The organism is Treponema sp. OMZ 805, assembly GCF_050937395.1.
GTDB lineage: Bacteria > Spirochaetota > Spirochaetia > Treponematales > Treponemataceae > Treponema.
On the sequence record NZ_JACCLP010000013.1, the window covers coordinates 40,174 to 60,685 of the forward strand.

17 protein-coding genes are annotated in these 20,512 nt (G+C 45.7%); 5 read left to right on the forward strand and 12 right to left on the reverse strand.

Annotated elements, in window-relative coordinates; genetic code table 11:
- The 7 genes from HGH47_RS10095 to HGH47_RS10125 form a co-directional block, all read right to left on the reverse strand.
- Positions 1-558 (reverse strand): glucosaminidase domain-containing protein, encoded by a 558-nt coding sequence (locus HGH47_RS10095; protein ID WP_371922029.1) that lies wholly within the window; start codon positions 556-558, stop codon positions 1-3.
- Between the two features lie 69 nt (positions 559-627).
- Entirely contained in the window at positions 628-2,175 is a 1,548-nt protein-coding gene (gene guaA / locus HGH47_RS10100; RefSeq protein WP_212565931.1) for a glutamine-hydrolyzing GMP synthase, read from the reverse strand.
- Positions 2,176-2,292: 117 nt separating this feature from the next.
- On the reverse strand, positions 2,293-3,114 hold the full coding sequence (locus HGH47_RS10105) for an endo alpha-1,4 polygalactosaminidase (protein ID WP_212565932.1): 822 nt from the start codon (positions 3,112-3,114) through the stop codon (positions 2,293-2,295).
- A gap of 56 nt (positions 3,115-3,170) precedes the next feature.
- Entirely contained in the window at positions 3,171-3,917 is a 747-nt protein-coding gene (locus HGH47_RS10110; RefSeq protein ID WP_432912164.1) for a class I SAM-dependent methyltransferase, read from the reverse strand.
- 160 nt (positions 3,918-4,077) lie between these two features.
- Complete coding sequence (locus HGH47_RS10115; RefSeq protein WP_212565934.1) at positions 4,078-4,656, reverse strand: CPBP family intramembrane glutamic endopeptidase; 579 nt, start codon at positions 4,654-4,656, stop codon at positions 4,078-4,080.
- Between the two features lie 42 nt (positions 4,657-4,698).
- Entirely contained in the window at positions 4,699-5,613 is a 915-nt protein-coding gene (locus tag HGH47_RS10120) for an alpha/beta hydrolase (protein WP_212565935.1), read from the reverse strand.
- Between the two features lie 175 nt (positions 5,614-5,788).
- Entirely contained in the window at positions 5,789-7,726 is a 1,938-nt protein-coding gene (locus HGH47_RS10125) for a beta-N-acetylhexosaminidase (RefSeq protein ID WP_432912169.1), read from the reverse strand.
- Between the two features lie 253 nt (positions 7,727-7,979).
- Here HGH47_RS10125 and HGH47_RS10130 point away from each other — a divergent pair, with 253 nt between their 5' ends.
- On the forward strand, positions 7,980-8,654 hold the full coding sequence (locus HGH47_RS10130; protein ID WP_212565936.1) for a B3/B4 domain-containing protein: 675 nt from the start codon (positions 7,980-7,982) through the stop codon (positions 8,652-8,654).
- Between the two features lie 10 nt (positions 8,655-8,664).
- On the opposite strand, the gene lepA is transcribed toward HGH47_RS10130, so the two are convergent.
- The 4 genes from lepA to argS all read right to left on the reverse strand — a co-directional run bounded on the left by lepA (position 8,665) and on the right by argS (position 14,299).
- Entirely contained in the window at positions 8,665-10,470 is a 1,806-nt protein-coding gene (gene lepA, locus HGH47_RS10135; protein ID WP_212565937.1) for a translation elongation factor 4, read from the reverse strand.
- 64 nt (positions 10,471-10,534) lie between these two features.
- Positions 10,535-11,527: a hypothetical protein gene (locus HGH47_RS10140; RefSeq protein WP_212565938.1), complete on the reverse strand. Its 993-nt coding sequence runs from the start codon at positions 11,525-11,527 to the stop codon at positions 10,535-10,537.
- On the reverse strand, positions 11,524-12,450 hold the full coding sequence (locus HGH47_RS10145; RefSeq protein ID WP_212565939.1) for a DUF58 domain-containing protein: 927 nt from the start codon (positions 12,448-12,450) through the stop codon (positions 11,524-11,526). Before HGH47_RS10145 ends, HGH47_RS10140 begins: the two co-directional genes overlap by 4 nt.
- A gap of 85 nt (positions 12,451-12,535) precedes the next feature.
- Positions 12,536-14,299, reverse strand: a complete 1,764-nt coding sequence (gene argS / locus HGH47_RS10150) for an arginine--tRNA ligase (RefSeq protein ID WP_212565940.1) — start codon at positions 14,297-14,299, stop codon at positions 12,536-12,538.
- A gap of 320 nt (positions 14,300-14,619) precedes the next feature.
- On the opposite strand from argS, the gene arcA reads away from it, so the two are divergent.
- From arcA to HGH47_RS10170, 4 genes are all read left to right on the forward strand, one after another.
- Positions 14,620-15,846 (forward strand): arginine deiminase, encoded by a 1,227-nt coding sequence (gene arcA, locus HGH47_RS10155; RefSeq protein ID WP_212565941.1) that lies wholly within the window; start codon positions 14,620-14,622, stop codon positions 15,844-15,846.
- A 166-nt stretch (positions 15,847-16,012) separates the two neighbouring features.
- Positions 16,013-17,005, forward strand: a complete 993-nt coding sequence (argF, locus tag HGH47_RS10160) for an ornithine carbamoyltransferase (protein WP_212565942.1) — start codon at positions 16,013-16,015, stop codon at positions 17,003-17,005.
- A gap of 19 nt (positions 17,006-17,024) precedes the next feature.
- Positions 17,025-17,969 carry a carbamate kinase gene (gene arcC, locus HGH47_RS10165; protein ID WP_212565943.1) on the forward strand — a complete coding sequence of 315 codons (945 nt, stop codon included), beginning with the start codon at positions 17,025-17,027 and terminating at the stop codon, positions 17,967-17,969.
- Positions 17,970-18,127: 158 nt separating this feature from the next.
- Positions 18,128-19,549 carry a YfcC family protein gene (locus HGH47_RS10170; RefSeq protein WP_212565944.1) on the forward strand — a complete coding sequence of 474 codons (1,422 nt, stop codon included), beginning with the start codon at positions 18,128-18,130 and terminating at the stop codon, positions 19,547-19,549.
- Between the two features lie 133 nt (positions 19,550-19,682).
- On the opposite strand, the gene HGH47_RS10175 is transcribed toward HGH47_RS10170, so the two are convergent.
- Complete coding sequence (locus HGH47_RS10175) at positions 19,683-20,321, reverse strand: hypothetical protein (RefSeq protein WP_253676147.1); 639 nt, start codon at positions 20,319-20,321, stop codon at positions 19,683-19,685.
- Positions 20,322-20,512: the final 191 nt, after the last annotated feature.

The window sequence follows — 20,512 nt, forward strand, 5'->3', positions numbered from 1 at the left end:
CTATAGTCCTGCGTACATGCGGCGCAGGAGCTGGTCTATCTTATGCCCGTAAGCGGGATCCGATGCCCACGTTCCGGCAAGGTTGTAAATATACGGCGCCTTGCCTTTTGGGTTTACATAGCGATAACGCGGATCTACGGACGGAAGGTTGAGCGGTTCGGCACTGGCATACGCCTTTAAATGCTGAATATGCGCCCTGACTCCCATTTGTTCGTCGGGGAACGCCAAGCCCGGGTTTTCTGCGTTGACGGCGCCGAGTCCGCAAAAATTGTTCATGTCTGCGGTTACCAATCCGCCGAACCGTAAAAAGCCGGTTTCCAAGCACATCTGCACAAAAGCGATATCGGCATTTATCCCTTCGGCGGCGGACTCTTCCAGATAATACCCTGCTAATCGTTTTACTTTTTCCTGATCGGCTTCGGCTGCTTGCGCTAAGGCGGTTTGCGTTAAAAAAAACGAAACAAGTTGCTCCTGCGTCATGCGTCCGGTTCCCATAATCGCTTTAGGAATGGATGGCGGAACCGACCGGCATGAAAAACAAAGCAATACCGCAAGCATGGTAATAAGGGTAAAAGGATGGTTTAAAAAACGCTTTATGCGAAAGTGGGAAATGCTCATACGGTTATGTTACTCCCATTCAATGGTTGCAGGAGGCTTGGGCGTAATGTCATACACCACACGGTTGATGCCTTTTACTTCGTTGATGATGCGGAGCGTAATCTTTTGCAGCAGCGGATATGGGATTTCTGCGACCTCAACCGTCATCGCATCGACGGATGTTACCGCCCGTATTGCTATCAGGTTGTCATACGTTCTGCCGTCGCCCATGGCGCCGACCGTGCGGACATTGGGGAATACGGTAAAATACTGCCAAATAGAATCCGCCAAGCCCGCCTGCGCAATCTCTTCTCGGAGAATGGCATCGCTTTCGCGTACCCAATGTAGTCGTTCGGGAGTGATTTCTCCTAAGATACGCACCGCAAGTCCCGGGCCGGGGAAGGGCTGCCGCTTAACCAGTTCGTCGGGAATACCGAGCGCCGTGCCGAGCGCCCGTACCTCGTCCTTAAACAGCATCCGCAGCGGTTCAATCAGTTCCTTAAAGTCGATATGTTCGGGAAGCCCGCCGACATTGTGATGGGATTTTATGACCGCCGCCTTTTTGCTGCCGCCGGATTCAATAACATCGGGATAGATGGTTCCTTGTACTAAAAAATCGACGGTGCCGATCTTTTTTGCTTCTTCTTCAAAAACACGGATAAATTCTTCACCGATAATCTTCCGCTTGCGTTCGGGTTCGGTTACTCCGGCAAGTTTTTTTAAGAACCGCTCTGAGGCATCCACATGGATGATGTTAAGACCGAGTGTTTCACGGTATGTTTTTAATACCTGTGCCGCTTCGTCTTTGCGTAAAAGACCGTGATCGACAAAAATACAGGTAAGCTGATCGCCGACGGCTTTATGCACCAGCACCGAAGCGACGGAGGAATCAACTCCGCCGGACAGAGCCGATATAACCTTTTTGTTGCCGACCTTTCGTTTTATTTCCTGAATAACCGTGTCGGCGGCGGTTGCGGCGTTCCAGACTTCGGTACATCCGCAAATACCGCGCACAAAGTTTTTGAGCATTTGTGTGCCGTATACGGAGTGTAATACTTCGGGATGGAATTGTACGCCGTAATATTTGCGCTCGGTATTCGCCATTGCGGCGATAGGACAGTTATCCGTTTTCGCAATAACGGTAAAGCCTTGGGGAAGGGCGGATACGCTGTCGTTATGGCTCATCCACACGATGGAGTCTGCCGGGCAATCTTTCCAGAGCGCTGCACCCGCTGCATCTCCGCCGGTGTACAGCTTCGTCTTACCGAATTCGCTTTTTTCTGCAGGCTGCACTTTTCCGCCGAGCAAATAGGTCATCAACTGCATTCCGTAGCAGATACCCAACACCGGTACTTTTAAGTTGAATATTTCAGGGTTACAGGTTGCCGCATCATCGGCATATACCGAATCGGGCGCTCCGGTTAAAATAATCCCTTTTAAAGAAACGCTTTGTATGCGGGAAAGTTCCGCGTCGAAAGGAAGGACTTCGCAATATACTCCGCATTCGCGGACACGGCGGGCAATGAGCTGGCTATACTGCCCTCCGAAATCAAGGATAATAATTTTTTCTGTGTGCATAGCGTACTATATCAGTGTATGAGCTGTTAGACAAGCAGTCTTTCGATTAGAGGTCAAGACTTTCCGAACCGCCATGGATAGCGGGCGGTTTTGATATGTTATGCCATTTGTCTAACCTCAAAATAGCTTATCGAGTTGTAATGAAGGGGATATGTCGTAGGTAAATCCGTTGCGTTCGCAATATGCTTTTATTTCTTTTGTCAGCTTTTTCGTTGCGCCGTATTCGAGTATATAGACGGCGAGGCCATACCTTTTACATTGAGCCAGATATTCCAAAAAATACTCTCTATCTTCTGCAGACTTTGCTCCGAATGTATTATTCTTAAAATGTATTTCGGTAAAGACGCTTTCTTGATTAACCCCGTGTACCATCACTTTAATGGAATCTTGCCGCATCGCTTCGGTTATAAACGTATCGCCGCCGTTAATGATAATGGGTTTATGCTCCGTATGTATTGTATGCAAGAGAGCTATCAGTCCCTGATATATTTCGGGTGTGTGATAATGATAATACACGTCAGCGTTATCAAGAAAAAAACCGTCTATGCCTTTTTGAGACAAAAGCTGCGCCTTATTTTTTATTCTGTTCTGCCATTTTTTATCCGCAACATTTACCCATTTTTCTTCATCCCAATTTTCGTAGTGTCCTAACGCCGTATCTGTAAATGCTGCGTAATCATCGCGGAATGTTTCGATAGAGCCGATATTTAAATAAGAAAAGATATACGTGTTTCCGTTTTTGTGAAGCTGTGCAATATCTTCTTGAGAAAAAAATTCCGCATCAATTACCAGCGTCTTAATTCCTTTAAGCTGTACCGCCTTGTCGGGCGACATACCGATCAGCACTTTATAATCTTTGGTACTTTCTGCGGATATACCGTTTATCACAATAAGTGCAAAAAAAATGAGGGACATACAAAAGGTTTTTACGGTTCGCATAAGTTGCTCCTGATCAAAATGAGAATATGACATCTATAAAAGATCGGGAAAATTTGCTACGCATCCTTCAAAATACATTTTTTTGCAACATATACTACAGCGTAATCCTCTGCACGGCTTTCGTTAAAACTGTAGTCCGAATAGGCGGCAGCGGACTGGAATCCCGTCTGTTCAAATAAGGTTAAAAGTGTTTGCCGTTGCAGCGGATGCAGCACCGTAAAGTCTGAATCTATAGTATCGTGCGTCTTGTCGGTAAATTCTATAGTAAACTTGATATTCCCGTCCGGTAAAAAATCATAGCGCCGCTTAAAAATAAAGGCGTCCGTTTCTTTATCCTTAAAGTTCATTTTTTTCTCAGCAAGGATGCGGTCGTAATTGAGAACTTCAACAATAAAAATACCGTACCCCTGTAACGACTGATACACGGAACTGAAAAAACGGCGAAGCGCTGCTTCATCAGGTAAATGCGGGAGCGTATTGCCGAAACACAGTACGCCGTTACAGGTACCGAATTGCAGAATATCGGCGATGTTCGCTCGATGGAATGCCAATTCTCCTGATGTGCGGATACCGAACGTATGGGCAGCTTTTTGTTCGGCAATTCCGATCATCTTTGCATTTAAGTCAAGTCCGTATATATCGTATCCGCGTTGATGTAATCCCAACGCCAGATCGCCGGTTGCACAACCGGCATCACACAATCTGCCCGGCAACGGACAAAGGTGTTGGATAAAATCAAGCTTTTCCGCCTCAACTGGGAAAAGTTCGCTGTAATGGTCTGCAATCAAATCATATACGTTCATTTACTCTTCTCCACCGCTGCAATTATGGTATACTATATCGATACAATGTGCTATAGGAGAACGATATGATCAAAATGACGAAATGAGCTTATAACCTAATTTGCAGTTATACAGATAACAGATACGGGGTGATTGTAAGGAATAAATCTACGGCGGAAAGTTAAGCTGCAGCGCTGTGACCCCACAGATAATAATACACCCCGATATTCCAAAGGCCGTGGACTGCGGCTACTAGTGCGATACTCGCCGCGGGATGAGTCACCTGTTTGAGCTTGAGATAGGCAATGCGGAATACGATTCCGGCTCCTGCGGCAAAGAGCATGGAAGAGAGTCCGAGGTAACGGTGTGCCAGTGTGAAGAGCAAGAGGGCGGAAAATTCGGTGAAGCACAATTCAAAAAACGACGCGATGTTATTCTCGCTGCATATATAAGAGAAAGACGAAAGCGGTAAACGTGCAGAGCATTTTGCTGCGGGCGAATTTTTTTGCAAGCGCGGTTCGACATAATGAGTGTAAATGCGATGCAGCCGATTCGGAGTATAGAGCCGGTATAGTATTTCTTCATACACAGCTGCGCATATCGTGTAACAGCAAAAAACGCTCTGCGCATATAGTCCGGTCGGCTTAGGCGGAAGGGTAAACGGTACCGCTGAAAACAGCGGAGGAAGTAATAAAAAAGCGGTTACCGCTGCAAATTCACTAAAGAAGAGTGCATCTTTTTTACTAAAGCGCCATTCCATTTCATCCCGCTATTTTATTGTAATCTTTTCCTTAAAAGCAGGTTATAGCCTGTTTTCTATCCATCCCAAGATATCGGCTTTTACTTCTTCTTTATTTGTCTCATTTAAGATTTCGTGTCGGGCGTTTTCGTATAGTTTTAACGTTACATCCCGTATCCCGATATTCTGATAGATACGATAAAGGGTTTTCAGCATTTTGCCTCCGTTGGAAACGGGGTCTTCCGAACCGGCGGTAATGAGAATAGGTAAATCAGTTGGTATACCTTTTAAAGCTTCTTGCGTATGGAGCCTTTTTAAACCGCGCATAAAATCCTGAAAGAAACCTGCAGTACAGACAAATCCGCAGTATTCATCATCGATATATTTTTTTACTTCGTTTTCATCCCTCGAAAGCCAGTCAAAGGCTGTGTGCGGATTTTTGATTCTGTTGTTATACGAACCGAAAACTAATGCATTCATAAACTTGGCAACGGATTTTCTCCCTTTGAATGCGCAGGTAAGGCTTGCAAGCAGCGAGGCAACAGATACGCTGGGGTTAGGACCTGCAGAACCGATGAGAACGGCCGCCTTTACCGTTGTACCGTACCGTTCGATGTATTCCTGCGTTACAAAGGAGCCGAACGAATGCCCGACGATGACATTTGGAAGTGCAGGATACTGTTTTTGTATCTCCGCATTGATTTCTTTTTGATCTTCGACAACACGTCCGAACCCGTCTCCGTCGGCAAGGTACCCCATTAAGCCGCTCTTTGCACCGGTCTTTCCGTGACCGCGGTGGTCGGATGCAACTACGGCAAAACCTTTTTTGCACGCTGCCTGTGCAAAATCATCATACCGGAGAGCGTGCTCCGCCATCCCGTGCACGATATGCAGCACCGCCTTCGGATGTTGTTCAGGAAGCCATGTATAAACGGCGAGGGAAGCGCCATCGCTCATTGTCTGATACGTAGTTTGCATCGTCTTTATCTCCCATAAAAAGTCAAGAAGAAAGTATCAACTTTCGATTGACTTTTTACGCACGTTCACAACGAAGTGAGAACGTGCAGATGATATACAAGTTTGCGTTTGAGCAAACTTGAGTAAATAAAAGCCGTGCCATTTGTACGGCTTTTATTTTACACTCCTTTTTGCCTTACCACGTTTCTCGGCAGGCGGTCATAATGCGTAAGGCACGGTTATAGCGTACCGCTTGCGGTTCAAGTGTTTTATTCGCTTCGGGGCATGGATCGAGCCGTTCTTCTTCAAGTTCATCAATGTGCGTAATCTTACCCTGTATATAATCGGCTAGTAATTCCTGCGTAACTTCCAGCCGCATCAACATTGCCCCGAAGCGATGATCCAACACCTCTGAACCGAACCCGCGGCATTCTTCCATCCATACCCGCCGCCGTGCCTTCGCCATTGTGGCTAATGCCATTTTGAGCGGTTGTATCTTCTTTTCGATCAATGCCTGCAATGCTCTTTTATCCGCTTTTTTATAGGCCTCCCAAATATCCAAGGGGAGTCTCCACTTATAGTAAAGCGTCTTCATCATCAATGCATAAAATTCGGCAATGCTGCGCTGAAGAGGATTATCCGTATTGGCTGCATCCTCGGTAAAGGCTTGCTCCAGTTTTTTATAGACGGCATCCATATCAGTTGTCAACGTCCGTATATAATACAGAAATTTTGAACCGAGCGGGTCTTGATATAACAGATACTTCGACGGCGTTATATCATAATCGTTACCGGTTGTTCCTTCAAACAAATCCGGCTCTCCCTGTCGCATCCATTCGTCAAGCCCCATACCGGTATAGAGCCTTAGATACTGCGCAAATCCCGCTTCTTGATATTTGGGATGACAGTCAAGATAGGCGAAGAGCACCAAACCGAACATACAGGTATAGAGCGGAGCCTCGCTGCCGTCATCACCCCATGAAGTAACGATGACTTCTTTGACTTTTTCCTTTCGGCAAGCTTCAATAGCAGCAAGTGTTGTTTCAAGGGTTTTCTTATGATGCGGTATATATCCCGTCCAGCGCCATGCTCCGCCGGCAAACATGGTCTTTTTCGTAAGCGCTCGGCATACTTGCAGGTGTTTTCGGTAATGCTTGGTCAAGCAGCTATAGTAATCCCAGTACATTAATCCTACCTGATGGGGGATAATCGGCTCAGTATTTTCTTTGTTATTGGAATAGCGGCCAAAGAACATATCATCCCAAACGATAGGCTTAAAGCCGTATGTTTTGCAGAGGTTTTTCATAAAAGCAAGATGCTCCTCCATAATATTCCTCTTTTGTTTGAGTCCGTTTTCATCCAAATAGCGCCCACGTCCCAGATTATGGGCTTCGTCCATTCCGATATGGATAATATCCGAAGAAAATGCTTTGCGTAACGACGCAATCATCCGTGTAAGCAGTACCCGGACTTCAGCATTAGCAATATTAAAGATGTTATCGATATCTTTATACTTGTATTCTATCGCCTCCCACATAAAATATTGATCCATGTGAGCAAGCGTCTGGATGCACGGAACCAACTGTACGCCGAAAATCTGCGCATAGCGGTCGAGCTCCTGCAAATCTTTGATGGAATACCGTCCGCGTAATGCACCAAAGTAAGGAGCGCCTTCAACTTCGTACACATCTTCCATATACAGCATAAACCACGAATGTCCCATAAAGGCCATTTCGCGAATAAGCTGTTTTAGCATATCGATATGTGCAACAGCATTACGGGAAAGATCGAGCATTAAGCCGTTTTTTGTAAAAACATGATCCATGCGGAATTCCAATAAACGCTGGGCATCCCGCCTTGAGTAGAGCAGAGAATCTTCAATTGTTTGACTTTTAAGCAACAACATCGACAACGCAAAATAAAAATGCGGCGCAGAATCCGCTTCAATTTCGCACACGCCGTTTCTAAAAGTTGTGGAAATTTCGGAGTTCTTCACTTTTTTGAACATAACGGGAATACCGTCTTCGCTAATTCTAAGCGGATAGCTTTTTCTCAGTTCTGCAACTGCGAGCGTCATTTTTTCGTCAAGATCGGATAGATCAAGTTTTAACGGTTTCAACGGTTTTATTGCCATACACATTATTTTATCCATCAAAAATAATTAAAGAAACCCTCTAAAAATTTTAGGTTTTAGAGTTTCTAAATAGTAAAGACCATTATACCACAGTTATAAAGAAATGACAGCGCAAATTTTGCGTAAATTTTGCATAGGCTTTTAAAAAATTACTAACGAAGGTATAATTAGAAATAGGAATTATATACAATAAACCTGTTCGAAAACGCAGTTATCGAATAGGTCTAATATAAGAATTCGGAGGCATGCTGCTATGAAATGTATTATCGATAAAAGTATCGTTGAACTCGGGATTACAAGTGTTGTGATTGGCGTTGCAAAAAATATCGATCCGCACGCGAAATTATCCGATTCATTCTTAAAAAAGCAAAAAAAGATGGAAGATTGGGCATTACAGTGCGATGTTGATGAGGTTTTGCATAATCCGATTACTCAAGGCTATGCCGATTTGCTGCAAAGCGTCGGGCGCAGTATCAAAAAGTATCCGCCGACTGTTCCCGCATTTATTCGGAACATTCAGCGCCGCGGTTCTATGCCGCACATCAATAGTGTTATCGATATCTACAACGTCGAATCATTACATTCGCTTTTAGCGATTGGCGGGCACGATCTTGATAAGATAGACGGGCAGATAGAATTTACCGTCAATAAGGAAGCGGGGGTTTTTCTTCCGATTTCATCGACTGAGAAGCATGTTGCCGAAACCGATTACGTATACCGCGACTCTAAAGGTATTATTGCATGGCTTGGTGTCCGCGACGGGGAAGATTATAAATTTGACGACGGAACAAAAAACGCAATCTTTATTATCACAGGGAATGCCGATACTTCCGTAGAAATGCGTGTGGAAGCGCTTAAGCGGATTCAAAGCGATTTGGCGGAGTGTATGCCTCAGCTGGAATTTGAGATACAGGTTATCGAAGGATAGGCTCAAACCGCTATTCGCTCTTGGTTTTGAGTACCGAAAGGAAGGCAGACTGCGGCAGCTCCACATCGCCGACCATCTTCATGCGCTTCTTTCCCTCTTTCTGCTTTTCAAGGAGCTTGCGTTTGCGGGTAATGTCGCCGCCGTAGCACTTTGCCAGCACGTCCTTGCGCACCGGATTAACCGTTTCCCGTGCGATAACTTGGCTGCCGATTGCGCCTTGAATAGCGATTTTGAACTGCTGGCGCGTAATTTCTTCCTTTAGCTGCTCGCACACGTGGCGCGCCTTGTTGTAGGCGTTGGGTTTATACGAAAGCTGCGCAAGTGCGTCCACCGGTTTGCCGTTCAGCAGAATATCAATTTTAACCAGCTCCGTCGGGCGCATTTCGATTACTTCATATTCAAACGACGCGTAGCCGCGGCTGATGCTTTTAAGCCGGTCGTAAAATTCAAACAGTACTTCCGCAAGCGGCATTTCATACGTAACCTCTACCCGTTTTTGGTCAAGGTAGTTCATATTGGTCTGCACGCCGCGTTTTTCGATGCAGAGGGAGATGATATTACCGAGGTATTCCGTCGGGGTGATGATATTCGCTTTGATATACGGCTCATCCGCAGAAGCGATCTTACCTTCGTCGGGGTATTCGGCGGGGTTGTCGCAGATCATCGTTTCTCCGTTCCGCAGATGGATGCGATACTGCACGGACGGCGCGGTAAAGATAACCGCTTGGTCGAATTCCCGTTCAAGTCGCTCTTGCACAATCTCCAGATGGAGCAGCCCCAAAAAGCCGCAGCGGAACCCGTGCCCAAGCGCAACGGAAGAGTCTTTTTCGTAGGTGAGGCTTGCGTCATTGAGCTTGAGCTTGTCAAAGGCATCGCGCAGCTGTTCGTAGTCGTTGGTGTCGACGGGATACACGGAAGAAAACACTACGGGCTTAACCGCTTTAAACCCTGCACGGGGTTCCGCACAGGGGCGTGCCGCATCGGTGATCGTGTCGCCGACTTGCACATCGGAGACTGTTTTAATCCCCGCGATAATGTAGCCGACTTCTCCGGCACGGAGAGAATCCCGCTGCACAAGGTCAAGGATAAAAACACCGGTTTCTTCTACACGGTATTCCGCATTGCTGTGCATAAAGCGGATGGTCATTCCGGGCGTTACCGTCCCTTCAAACACCCGCAGGTGGATAATAACGCCGCGGTATGCGTCGTAGTGGCAGTCGAAGATGAGCGCCTGCAAGGGCGCTTCTGCAGAACCGGTCGGCGGCGGAAAGTGTTTTACAATAGCTTCAAAAAGCGCATCGATATTTTTGCCGGTCTTTGCCGAAACCGCAACGGCGATATCGGAATCAAGCCCTAAATCGTGATCAATCTGAGCAGACACTGCCGGAATATCCGCCGCCGGTAAATCGATCTTGTTGATGACCGGCAGAATTTCGAGGTTATGCTCAAGCGCAAGGTACATATTGGAAAGTGTTTGAGACTCCACACCCTGCGTCGCATCTACAATCAAAATTGCCCCCTCGCAGGATGCAATAGCGCGGGAGACCTCATACGTAAAGTCAACGTGTCCGGGAGTGTCGACAAAGTTTAAAAGATAATCCTGCCCGTCGGCGGCACGGTACGGGATGGTAACCGCTTGGCTTTTGATAGTGATGCCGCGCTCCCGTTCAATGTCCATGTTATCGGTCATCTGCGCCCGATAATAGCGTTCGTCGATAACCTTTGCTTTTTCTATAAGACGGTCGGCAAGCGTAGACTTTCCGTGATCGATATGAGCAACAATACAAAAATTGCGGATATGGTCGATTGAATACATAGGTTCTCTATAGTATTGGAAATACGGGCGGCTGTCCAGAGCGCGCATTTATAGCTATGAATTCTTAATTATGAATTATTTCGATGAGTAGGGCGCATTCAGCTTCCGCTTTTTCGGCAATGCGCGGGACTTGTTTAAGCATATCCTGAGAAACGGCAGTATAGTTGCGGATTAGATCAGTGGGGGTACTTGCAAAGCGCTGTTGTTCCAGCATAGCATAAAAGATGTAAAATAGATCGGCAATATTTCGTTTTGGAGCAAATAGTTCCGTAAGGGTTTTCGTTAACTCCGTGTATGTCGCGCTTAAAAAATATGCTTCATCCTTTGTTGGGGCTTCACAGGTATTGTCCATATACAAAGCCCATATATAGTTGCGAAGGCAGCGATCAATGCCCGCATACCAGCTTTCTATGGCGCTTTTCGTATTTTGAGAAACTTCGCCGGCAATCGAGTTCATATCCGCAGAAACCGGATTTGTATCGAAAGCTGCACCGAGCGGAGGCATGTGTTTTTGAATTTTCCGTGCTGCTTTATATAATCGCTTTAGCTGCTTACGCAGTACCGCCAGCCGTTTTCTTGCCGTGCCAAGTGTTTTTTTTCGTAGTTTACGAAGCAGCAGCCATACTCCGGTACCTACCGCCGCAAGCAGCCCGACACTTATAATCGCCGCGCCGTATAATAAAAAATCGGTTCCCGGCGGTAATAGCGGCGGCTTCGGCGGCTGAAGGCTTACCCGTTCGCCGGTTCCTAAGAGTGAAGAAACGGAGATTGCCGGAAGTTTACGGTGTAATTGTAAGAAAGTAAGAGCGGGGAACTCAATTTCGCCTGTTTCCCATGGGACGAATGTAATGGCGAGGTAGTACCCTGTTTCCCGTTTCACAATCATGATTTCGTTGATTGTCATTACGTCGCTTTGCGTCATGCCTTTAAGCGGAATAGGTACGGCAGCAGTAAAGCCGCTCGCGGTTAAAGATTTGTATTCTTTTTCGGACAACGGGAAAAGAAACTGCGCCGTATCGCCGACAAAGATACGCTGAGGAATGAGTACCCCGTTCATAATGCCGTATCCGCTTGCGGCCGGTATCGGCTAAAGGGGTGAGCACCGTATTTGCCGGTCAAAAAAAATTGATTTAAGAGCTTTACCGTATTGCCGTCGTATGGTAGCACGAGCGGATATGCTCCGCAGCGTATACAGGTGTTTTCCCATTGTTGGGTGTCTTCGGTTATACGGCGGATACGATCCTGCCGGAACTGATGCGAATTGGTCGGTAATAGCCGCTCCAACCCCGTTTCGGGGTCGGCAAAGCGTAATATCCCTGCGGCGGGCAGCGCTTCATCATAAGGGGCTGTGATACGGATTGCTGCAACGTCATGACGGCGCGCCAATAGACCCAACTCTTTTTCAAAATTTTCTACTTTAAAATCGGAGAGAATAATAACGAGCGCCCGCTGCCGTAGCAGCTTTGCCGCCGCTTCAAGCGCAGGCGCTAGGGCGGTTCCTTTGCTTTTAGCGCCCGAAACGGCAATCCGTTCCAGAGCGCTCAGTATATGCAAGCTTGGCTCTCTTCCGCGCCGGAGCTGGAATATTCGCGCAACCTTTCCGTCAAAAGCGAGGAGTCCCGTATAGCTATGTAAGTGTTCCGCTGCAAAGGTGATCAGCGCTGCTGCTTCCAATAGTTTTTCTTGCGGTGAATCAATAGTACAGCCTGCTTCCATCGAAGCGGAAACATCGGCAATCAAAAAAAGCCGCAAGTCCCGTTCTTCACGGTAGAGCTTCACAAAGGTTTTGCCGCTCCGTGCCATCAAGTTCCAGTCGATACTGCGGATATCATCCCCCGCTTCATATTCACGCAGTGCATCAAACTCAATGCCTCTGCCGCGAAAATGACTGCGGAAGCTTCCGGCTTGCATTCCCTGCGCGATGGAGAGCGCTGCCAGCTGTAACTGTTTTGACCGTTCCGCTAAATAACCGGTTTTCATCTGCCTCGTATCCGGAATCGGCAGCTGCTTCGTGAGCATCTGCGCAGCTGTCCGCTCCCCGTACAATTGTTAAAAGGCTGCTCGCTTACATAACCTCAAGGAAGGGAACAATCACAAGTCCTGTTGCATTTTTCAGTACGATATATACGGCTTTTGCAAGCGCAAGCCGGGTTGCAGCAACATCGGGATCTTCCGCACTGAGGATGGGGCAGTCATGATAGAAGCGGCTAAACAGCTTGCAGAGGTCGTAAAGATAGCTTGTTATCAGCATCGGTGCATACTGGGCGGCGGCCTTGTCTACTTGAGCGGGAAATTCTTCCAGTTTTTTCAGTAATTCCCATTCTATATCGGAGCTAAGCAGTTCCGGCTTGCAAACGCCTGCCTTCGCTTTTTTGCCTTCTTCAGTATCAGCCTTGCGTAAAATAGAAGAAATACGGGCGCCCATGTATTGGATATAGGGACCGGTGTTGCCGTTGAACGAAAGAGATTCGGAAGCATTGAACAGCATATCTTTTATCGTGTCTACTTGAAGCAAGAAGTAGTGCAATGCACCGAGTGCGACTTTTTCCGCGACTTCTTCAGGATTTCCTACCGCGTCTTCGCGTCCCTTGGAGGCGATCTCCTTTAACGCGCTATTTTTAAGTTCGGTAATAAGATCGTCCGCATCGACAACGGTACCTTCGCGGCTCTTCATTTTACCTTCAGGCAAGTTCACCATACCATAAGCGAGGTGATACAAACCGGCATACCAATCATAGCCAAGCAGCTTCATAATATAGAAGAGTACTTTAAAATGGTAAATTTGTTCATTACCTACGACGTAGATGAGCTTGTCAAACGGCCATTCACCGTGGCGGGTTATTGCAAGTCCGATATCTTGCGTAATGTACACCGACGTTCCGTCTCCGCGCAGTAACAGTTTCTTTTCAAACCCGAGTGCTTTAAGGTCAACCCAAATGGATCCGTCCTCGTCTTTGTAGAAGATACCTTTTTTTAAGCCTTCCATAATTTCAGCGCGACCTTTGCGGAATACATCGCTTTCAAAGAAAAGCTTATCGAACGAGACACCCGTGCGTTTATATGTTTGTTCAATACCCTGCAGCGCCCAGCCGTTCATCGTCTTCCACAGCTTCATTGTTTCAGGATCGCCCGCTTCCCATTTTCGCAGCATCTCCTGCGCTTCATCTTCGGCTTCGGGATGATCTTTGCTGTATTTGTGAAACTGAACATACATATCGCCGACAAACTTATCGGGTTTTATGCCTTCCTTTACAGGATCGATACCGTTTCCGAAAAGTTTATACGCGAGCATCGATTTACAGATGTGTACGCCGCGGTCGTTGATGATGTTGGTTTTGTATACATCCGCTCCGCTGAACTGGAGAATGCGGGAGAGGCTTTCGCCGATAGCGTCATTACGCAGGTGTCCGAGGTGTAGCGGTTTATTGGTGTTAGGGCTTGAAAACTCAACCATGATTTTTTTACCGGCAAGGGTCGTTGTCTTTCCGTAGTTTTCATTCTCGCTAATAATGGTGTTGAGAATCTGAGCAGCCGTTTCACCCTTGGGCAAAAAGACGTTAATATACGGCCCCACCGCTTTCACTTCTCCCTTTCCTTTGAGGGCAGCATCGGCTTGCAGCTTGGGTAACAGTTCCGTTGCTATTTTAGCAGGAGCGGAACGCAATGTTTTTGCAAAACTAAAAAGCGGAAAACCTAAATCGCCCAGATTCGGATCGGGTGGCGTTTCCATTGCAATTCGCTCCGCCGTAACGGCTTCGGCGCCTTCAGGCAGCATCGATGTAAGTGCGCGTGCAATACTTTCTTTCCATAATAACCGTATATCGTTCATAATTACCTCACTTATAGGAACCGCTAAAAGATTTCGTTTTTAGAGATGCCTTTGTGTTTCTGATTTAGGAAAAACCTCCGGAATTATCGATTGTAAGAGGCTCATATCAGTATAGAAAATTCCGTGGCTTAGTGCAAGAGTATTTATAATTATGAATTTGCTCTAATTTTATTGTAAATTTTGCTTGCATTTAAGAAAAACTGTGTTATAATTATTTCTATCTTTTGCAGGGAGACACGGCTGATAGTGTTTTTTTACGCGAAGCAGCCTTTGGGCGGTATAGTTACCGCATCCTGCACTATAAGTTATAGGAGGCTTATATGTCCGTATTAAGTGTTACCAGTGAAATTAAAACACTGCGTAAAGTATTGCTTCATAGGCCTGGTGCCGAACTACTTCATTTAACTCCCGACACCTTAGGCGAACTGCTGTTTGACGACATTCCGTTCTTAAAAGTCGCTCAGGCAGAACACGACGCCTTTGCCAAGATTTTGAGAGATAACGGAGCCGAAGTTCTGTACCTCGAAGACCTTGCCGCAGAAGCAATTAAAAAACCGGAAATTAGAACAAAGTTTATTGAGCAGTTTATTAACGAAAGCGATGTTTATTCCGAAAAACACAAGGAAAGCATTCGCGAACTGCTGAACAACATCAAAGATAACAAACAACTGATTTTAAAAACGATGGAAGGTATTGATATTAAAGAACTTAATATCAAAGGTAATGCCTCGTTGGTAGACTTCGTTGCCGATTCCGATTCGTCAATGGTTGTCAATCCTATGCCTAACCTGTATTTTACCCGCGATCCTTTTGCTACAATCGGAAACGGTGTAAGCTTGAATAGAATGTTCTCCGTTACTCGTAACCGTGAAACAATCTATGCCGAATATATCTTTAATCATCATCCCGATTATGCCGGTAAAGTACCCAAGTTCTACGATCGCTATGATCCGCCCCACATTGAAGGCGGCGATATCCTCAATATAAATGAAAAAGTTTTAGCCATCGGTATTTCCCAGCGTACAACTGCAAATGCCATCGATATTATCGCAAAAAAGATTTTCTTTAACAGCGATTCAAAGATTGAAACGATCCTCGCGTTTGATATTCCGGTAAGCCGCGCATTTATGCACTTGGATACGGTCTTTACACAGATCGATCACGACAAGTTCACAATCCATCCCGGTATTCTCGGCCCGCTCCGCGTATTCACCATTACCAAAGGCGCTACGAAAGGCGAGTTGAAGATCGTAGAAAATGATACGACGCTCGAGAAAACGCTTGCTCAGTACACCGGTACCGGCCATGCAGAACTGATTCAGTGTGCAGGCGGCGACAAGATTGCTGCAGCGCGTGAGCAGTGGAACGACGGTTCAAACACACTGTGTATCGCTCCCGGAACAATCGTTGTATACGAAAGAAATGATGTTACCAACGAGATTCTCGCAAAGCGCGGACTGAAAGTTTTGACTATGCCGAGCGCCGAGCTTTCACGCGGACGCGGCGGTCCCCGCTGTATGAGTATGCCGCTCGTACGCGACAACTAAATCATACATTTTGTGCGAAATTTTATTCAAAATTTTGCACTCGTTTTCCAGAAATGGGAAGCGTCTTCGTACGAATAAGTATTGGAGGCGTTTCCCTTATTCTTTACTGCCTGCAAGGGAGCAGGCATCAATTTAGCGCTATGTATAACAATAGCAAGGAGTTTTTATGGGTGTGAATCTTTTAGGACGCAGCTTCTTAAAGTTATTGGATTTCAGCTCAGCAGAGATCAGGTATTTGTTGGATCTTTCAAAAGAATTAAAAAAGTTGAAGATGACACATACCCCGCACGATCACTTAAAAGGAAAAAACATCGTATTGCTGTTTGAAAAAACCTCAACACGCACACGCTGTTCTTTTGAAGTCGCCGCAATGGATTTAGGTATGGGTTCAACCTTCCTTGATCCGGCAAGCTCCCAAATGGGACATAAAGAAAGCATCGAAGATACCGCACGGGTTTTAGGCCGTATGTACGACGGTATCGAATATCGCGGATTCAGCCAAGAGATTGTTGAAAAACTGGCAAAATATGCAGGCGTACCGGTTTGGAACGGATTAACCAACGAATTCCATCCCACTCAGATGCTCGCAGACGTACTCACCGTTGAAGAGCACTTCGGTCATTTGAAAGGTATCAAGCTGACGTTTGTCGGCGATGCTCGCAATAACGTTGCCAATTCATTGATGATTGTCTGCGCAAAGATGGGTATGCACTTTACCGCATGCGGCCCCAAGGATCTGTTCCCCGCAGCCGACTTAGTAAAGACTGCTGAAGCGATTGCAAAAGAGACCGGCGCAACCATCACCCTTACCGATGATGTAGAAAAAGGCTGTAAAGATGCAGACGTATTGTACACCGATATATGGGTATCGATGGGTGAACCCGACAGCGTATGGGAATCCCGCATTAAGTTGTTGAGTAAATATCAGGTGAACAAGAAGATGATGGCTCTGGCTAACCACAATGCTATCTTCCTGCACTGCTTGCCCTCGTTCCACGATTTGAACACAAAAGTCGGACGCGAAGTAAATGAAAAATTCGGTATTCCTGAAATGGAAGTAAGCAACGAAGTCTTTGAATCGGTACAGTCAAAAGTGTTCGATCAGGCTGAAAACCGCATGCATACCATTAAAGCGGTTATGTATGCAACCTTAAAATAAAGCGAGCGTTACTACGAGTATGAAAAAAGAAAGAATTGTTGTAGCGCTTGGCGGAAATGCACTGGGAAACAATCCGCAGGAGCAGCTTGCGTTAGTAAAAGAAACGGCAAAATCGATTGTCGCATTGGCGGAAAGCGGCTATGAGATCGTTATCGGGCACGGTAACGGACCACAGGTCGGTATGATCAATTTGGCGATGGACTATGCAGCAAACGGAAGTGCGGGAACTCCAGCAATGCCGTTCGCCGAATGCGGAGCCATGAGCCAAGGATACATCGGCTATCATTTGCAGCAGGCAATCGGCGACGAACTGAAACGTCGGAATGTTAAGCGCGATGTTGTATGCCTTATCACGCAGGTTTTAGTATCGGAAAACGATCCTGCGTTCACAAACCCCAGTAAGCCCATCGGTATGTTCTATACAAAAGAACAGGCTGATAAAATTAAGGCTGAAAAACCGGATCAAACATTTGTTGAGGATGCAGGCAGAGGCTACCGCCGCGTAGTTCCGTCGCCGCAGCCGGTCGCGATTATCGAGCGTCCCGTTATCGAAGAGTTGGTTGCCGCAGGGCATATCGTTATTACCGTCGGAGGCGGCGGTATTCCGGTTCTGCAAAAAGCAGACGGTTTACACGGCGTTGATGCGGTTATCGACAAAGATAAATCCTGTGCAAAGCTTGCAGCGGATGTGAAAGCCGATAAGCTCGTCATTTTAACGGCGGTAGAGCAGGTTTGTATCAACTTTAACAAACCCAATCAGCAGGCTTTAAGCAAACTGAACATTGCCGAAGCGGAAAAATACATTGCCGAAGGGCATTTTGCAAAGGGCAGCATGCTCCCAAAGGTAGAAGCATGTTTACAGTTTGTCCGCAATCACAAAGAAGGACAAGCGGTTATTACCTCGCTGGCAAATGCGGGCAATGCGCTGAAAGGCGGTAACAGTACGGTTATTACCGCTAACTAATTTACGGTACTGCGGATAAATATACGTTATTTACCGCAGTGCTTCCGGTTATTTCCGGTATTCCGGTTGAAAAGACGTTGTCTTTCTAACCGGAGCTTGCATCGTATAAGGATTGTATATCATGCAAACCGGTTTTTAAATAAATTGGAGGAAAAAAAATGGGAAAAGATAAAAAAAAGAGGTCTTCTCTCTCTGCATTCTCTATTTTGTACATCATTCTGCTCGTCTTGGCAGTAATCACATGGATTATTCCCGATGTACAAAGTGCGACGCTCGGAACAATTGTTATGGCGTCATACAACGGATTTGCCAATGCGCTTGACGTTTGTTTCTTCGTATTGGTACTCGGCGGTTTCTTGGGCATTGTAACGAAAACCGGCGCTCTTAATGCAGGGATTACTCACCTTGTAAAAAAATTAAAGGGCAATGAACTTATCCTTATTCCGATTCTGATGACGTTGTTCTCAATCGGCGGTACTACTTACGGTATGGCTGAAGAGACTGTTGCATTCTATGGATTGCTTGCTGCAACGATGGTTGCCGCCGGTTTTGATTCGGTGGTCGGTGCTGCTACGGTATTGCTCGGTGCGGGTGTCGGCGTTCTCGGTTCAACGGTAAACCCCTTTGCAACCGGTATCGCTATTGACAGTGTTAACAAGAGCTTTGAAGAACTTGGTATTCAGAGCAGCGTAAATAACGGTATTGTTATTGCATTGGGTATTGTTCTTTGGCTTTCTTCTCTTATCATCGCATGTGCATTTGTCATGTCTTATGCAAAGAAAGTAAAGAAAGATAAGGGTTCTACGATCCTGTCTTTACAAGAACAAGAAATCATGAATGAGGAATTTTCAAAAAAAGATACGGATGTCGAAGTTGCATATACCGGAAAAATGAAGCTTTCAATGGCTATCTTCGCGTTCGGCTTCTTCGTGATGATTATTTCCGTTATTCCGTGGGATAAGTTCAATGTTACCGCATTCCAAGGTTGGTCTTCTTTCCTGACAGGCGCTGCAATCGGTGAATGGTGGTTCGGCGAATTGGGTATGTGGTTCTTTATCATCGGTTTGATTATTGCATTTATCAATAGATTTACCGAAAATGAAATTGTTTCCGCATTTATGGAAGGCGCAAAGGATATTATGGGCGTTGTTCTCGTTATCGCTGTTGCACGTGGCGCTTCCGTATTGATGGGTGAAACCGGTTTGGATAAGTATGTTCTTGAGCATGCTTCACAAGCGTTGGAAGGTTTGCCGGCATTTGCATTTGCACCGCTTTCATACATCCTGTATGCTTTGCTGTCATTTGTTATCCCATCAACCTCCGGTTTGGCAACCGTATCAATGCCGATTATGGGACCGCTTGCGCAGAACTTAGGCTACAACCCCGCTGTTATGGTTATGATTTTCTCTGCAGCATCCGGTATCCTGAACCTCTTTACCCCCACAAGCGGTGTTGTTATGGGTGGTCTTGCAAGTGCTCGTATCCAATACAGCACATGGCTCAAGTTTGTCGGTAAGATACTTGCTGTACTGTTTATCGTCAACCTTGTCGTTCTGACTGTAGGAATGATGGTTCTTTAAAAATAATCTTTAGGCGTAAAAGCCTGATGTATCGGACATCTAAAAATTTCGGTTTTTACGGTGTCTATCATATTTAACGAAAACAGCCTATTAACCCGTTTGGATTAATAGGCTGTTTTTTTATACATGCTGTTTATTGATAAATCTCTATCGTAACCTTATCTTTTAAAAGATGCATAATCGGTATCTCGATTAGATATTCATCGTATAAATCAAGATAACTTACTTCTGTAGTTTTTTTTGACCTTTTAAGAATAACTTTACTGATAGAAGGCATGCAGGATTTACTGACCAGTAGCCGATATTTGCTGGCTGCTAAAAACAATTGAAACATTTCGTTATCGGTTTGTGAGGAATCATCACCTTGCAGCGAACCGACGTAAATTGACATTTTCTTTTTTGCATATTTCGGTATAAAGTCAATATCCTCTGCATTAATGGCTTTAAGTATGTCCTTATTTTTATAGTTGAGATTTATATCGATAAGGTATCCGACATTGACCTGATCATTTATCTTTGTTATTTTTGCACCGAATTGCTCATATTCTTTCATATCCGATGTGCTGAATTCGGAAAAAAGCTCATCATAATTAACAGGAGCATTATTCTGCATAGCTGCCGCCATCTCCAATATCGCTTTTGCGACAGTAATGCTGATGGTGTTTTGATCCGTTCCGTCACTTTTACGAGTGACATGTTGGACGATGTCGATACAGCCTGTTAAACTTAGACAGCATAATCCGATACAAATACCAAGTCCTATTTTTTTCATACAAAACTCCTTTCTATGATTCTATAAGGTGCTAGATGACATGTCAATGCCGTGCCGTAACAGTCCTGAGGGATGTTGTAAAGGGCAAGCGTTCCAATCTTGTGTTATACTCGCCTCACAAAAATATTTTTAGCAAAACGCGCTCTTCCCTACTTGAAGCTCGTGGAAACTGCAAAAGAAAGTATTAAGCA

Excerpts from the sequence above, each read along its gene's own strand:
- HGH47_RS10115 (WP_212565934.1), bottom strand. The coding sequence starts at position 4,656 with ATGGAATGGCGCTTTAGTAAAAAAGATGCACTCTTCTTTAGTGAATTT.
- HGH47_RS10145 (WP_212565939.1), bottom strand. The coding sequence starts at position 12,450 with ATGAAAACCGGTTATTTAGCGGAACGGTCAAAACAGTTACAGCTGGCA.
- HGH47_RS10105 (WP_212565932.1), bottom strand. The coding sequence starts at position 3,114 with ATGCGAACCGTAAAAACCTTTTGTATGTCCCTCATTTTTTTTGCACTT.
- guaA (WP_212565931.1), bottom strand. The coding sequence starts at position 2,175 with ATGCACACAGAAAAAATTATTATCCTTGATTTCGGAGGGCAGTATAGC.
- HGH47_RS10130 (WP_212565936.1), top strand. The coding sequence starts at position 7,980 with ATGAAATGTATTATCGATAAAAGTATCGTTGAACTCGGGATTACAAGT.
- lepA (WP_212565937.1), bottom strand. The coding sequence starts at position 10,470 with ATGTATTCAATCGACCATATCCGCAATTTTTGTATTGTTGCTCATATC.
- arcA (WP_212565941.1), top strand. The coding sequence starts at position 14,620 with ATGTCCGTATTAAGTGTTACCAGTGAAATTAAAACACTGCGTAAAGTA.
- HGH47_RS10175 (WP_253676147.1), bottom strand. The coding sequence starts at position 20,321 with ATGAAAAAAATAGGACTTGGTATTTGTATCGGATTATGCTGTCTAAGT.
- HGH47_RS10095 (WP_371922029.1), bottom strand. The coding sequence starts at position 558 with ATGCTTGCGGTATTGCTTTGTTTTTCATGCCGGTCGGTTCCGCCATCC.
- HGH47_RS10170 (WP_212565944.1), top strand. The coding sequence starts at position 18,128 with ATGGGAAAAGATAAAAAAAAGAGGTCTTCTCTCTCTGCATTCTCTATT.
- argS (WP_212565940.1), bottom strand. The coding sequence starts at position 14,299 with ATGAACGATATACGGTTATTATGGAAAGAAAGTATTGCACGCGCACTT.
- HGH47_RS10110 (WP_432912164.1), bottom strand. The coding sequence starts at position 3,917 with ATGAACGTATATGATTTGATTGCAGACCATTACAGCGAACTTTTCCCA.
- arcC (WP_212565943.1), top strand. The coding sequence starts at position 17,025 with ATGAAAAAAGAAAGAATTGTTGTAGCGCTTGGCGGAAATGCACTGGGA.
- argF (WP_212565942.1), top strand. The coding sequence starts at position 16,013 with ATGGGTGTGAATCTTTTAGGACGCAGCTTCTTAAAGTTATTGGATTTC.
- HGH47_RS10140 (WP_212565938.1), bottom strand. The coding sequence starts at position 11,527 with ATGAACGGGGTACTCATTCCTCAGCGTATCTTTGTCGGCGATACGGCG.
- HGH47_RS10120 (WP_212565935.1), bottom strand. The coding sequence starts at position 5,613 with ATGCAAACTACGTATCAGACAATGAGCGATGGCGCTTCCCTCGCCGTT.
- HGH47_RS10125 (WP_432912169.1), bottom strand. The coding sequence starts at position 7,726 with ATGGCAATAAAACCGTTGAAACCGTTAAAACTTGATCTATCCGATCTT.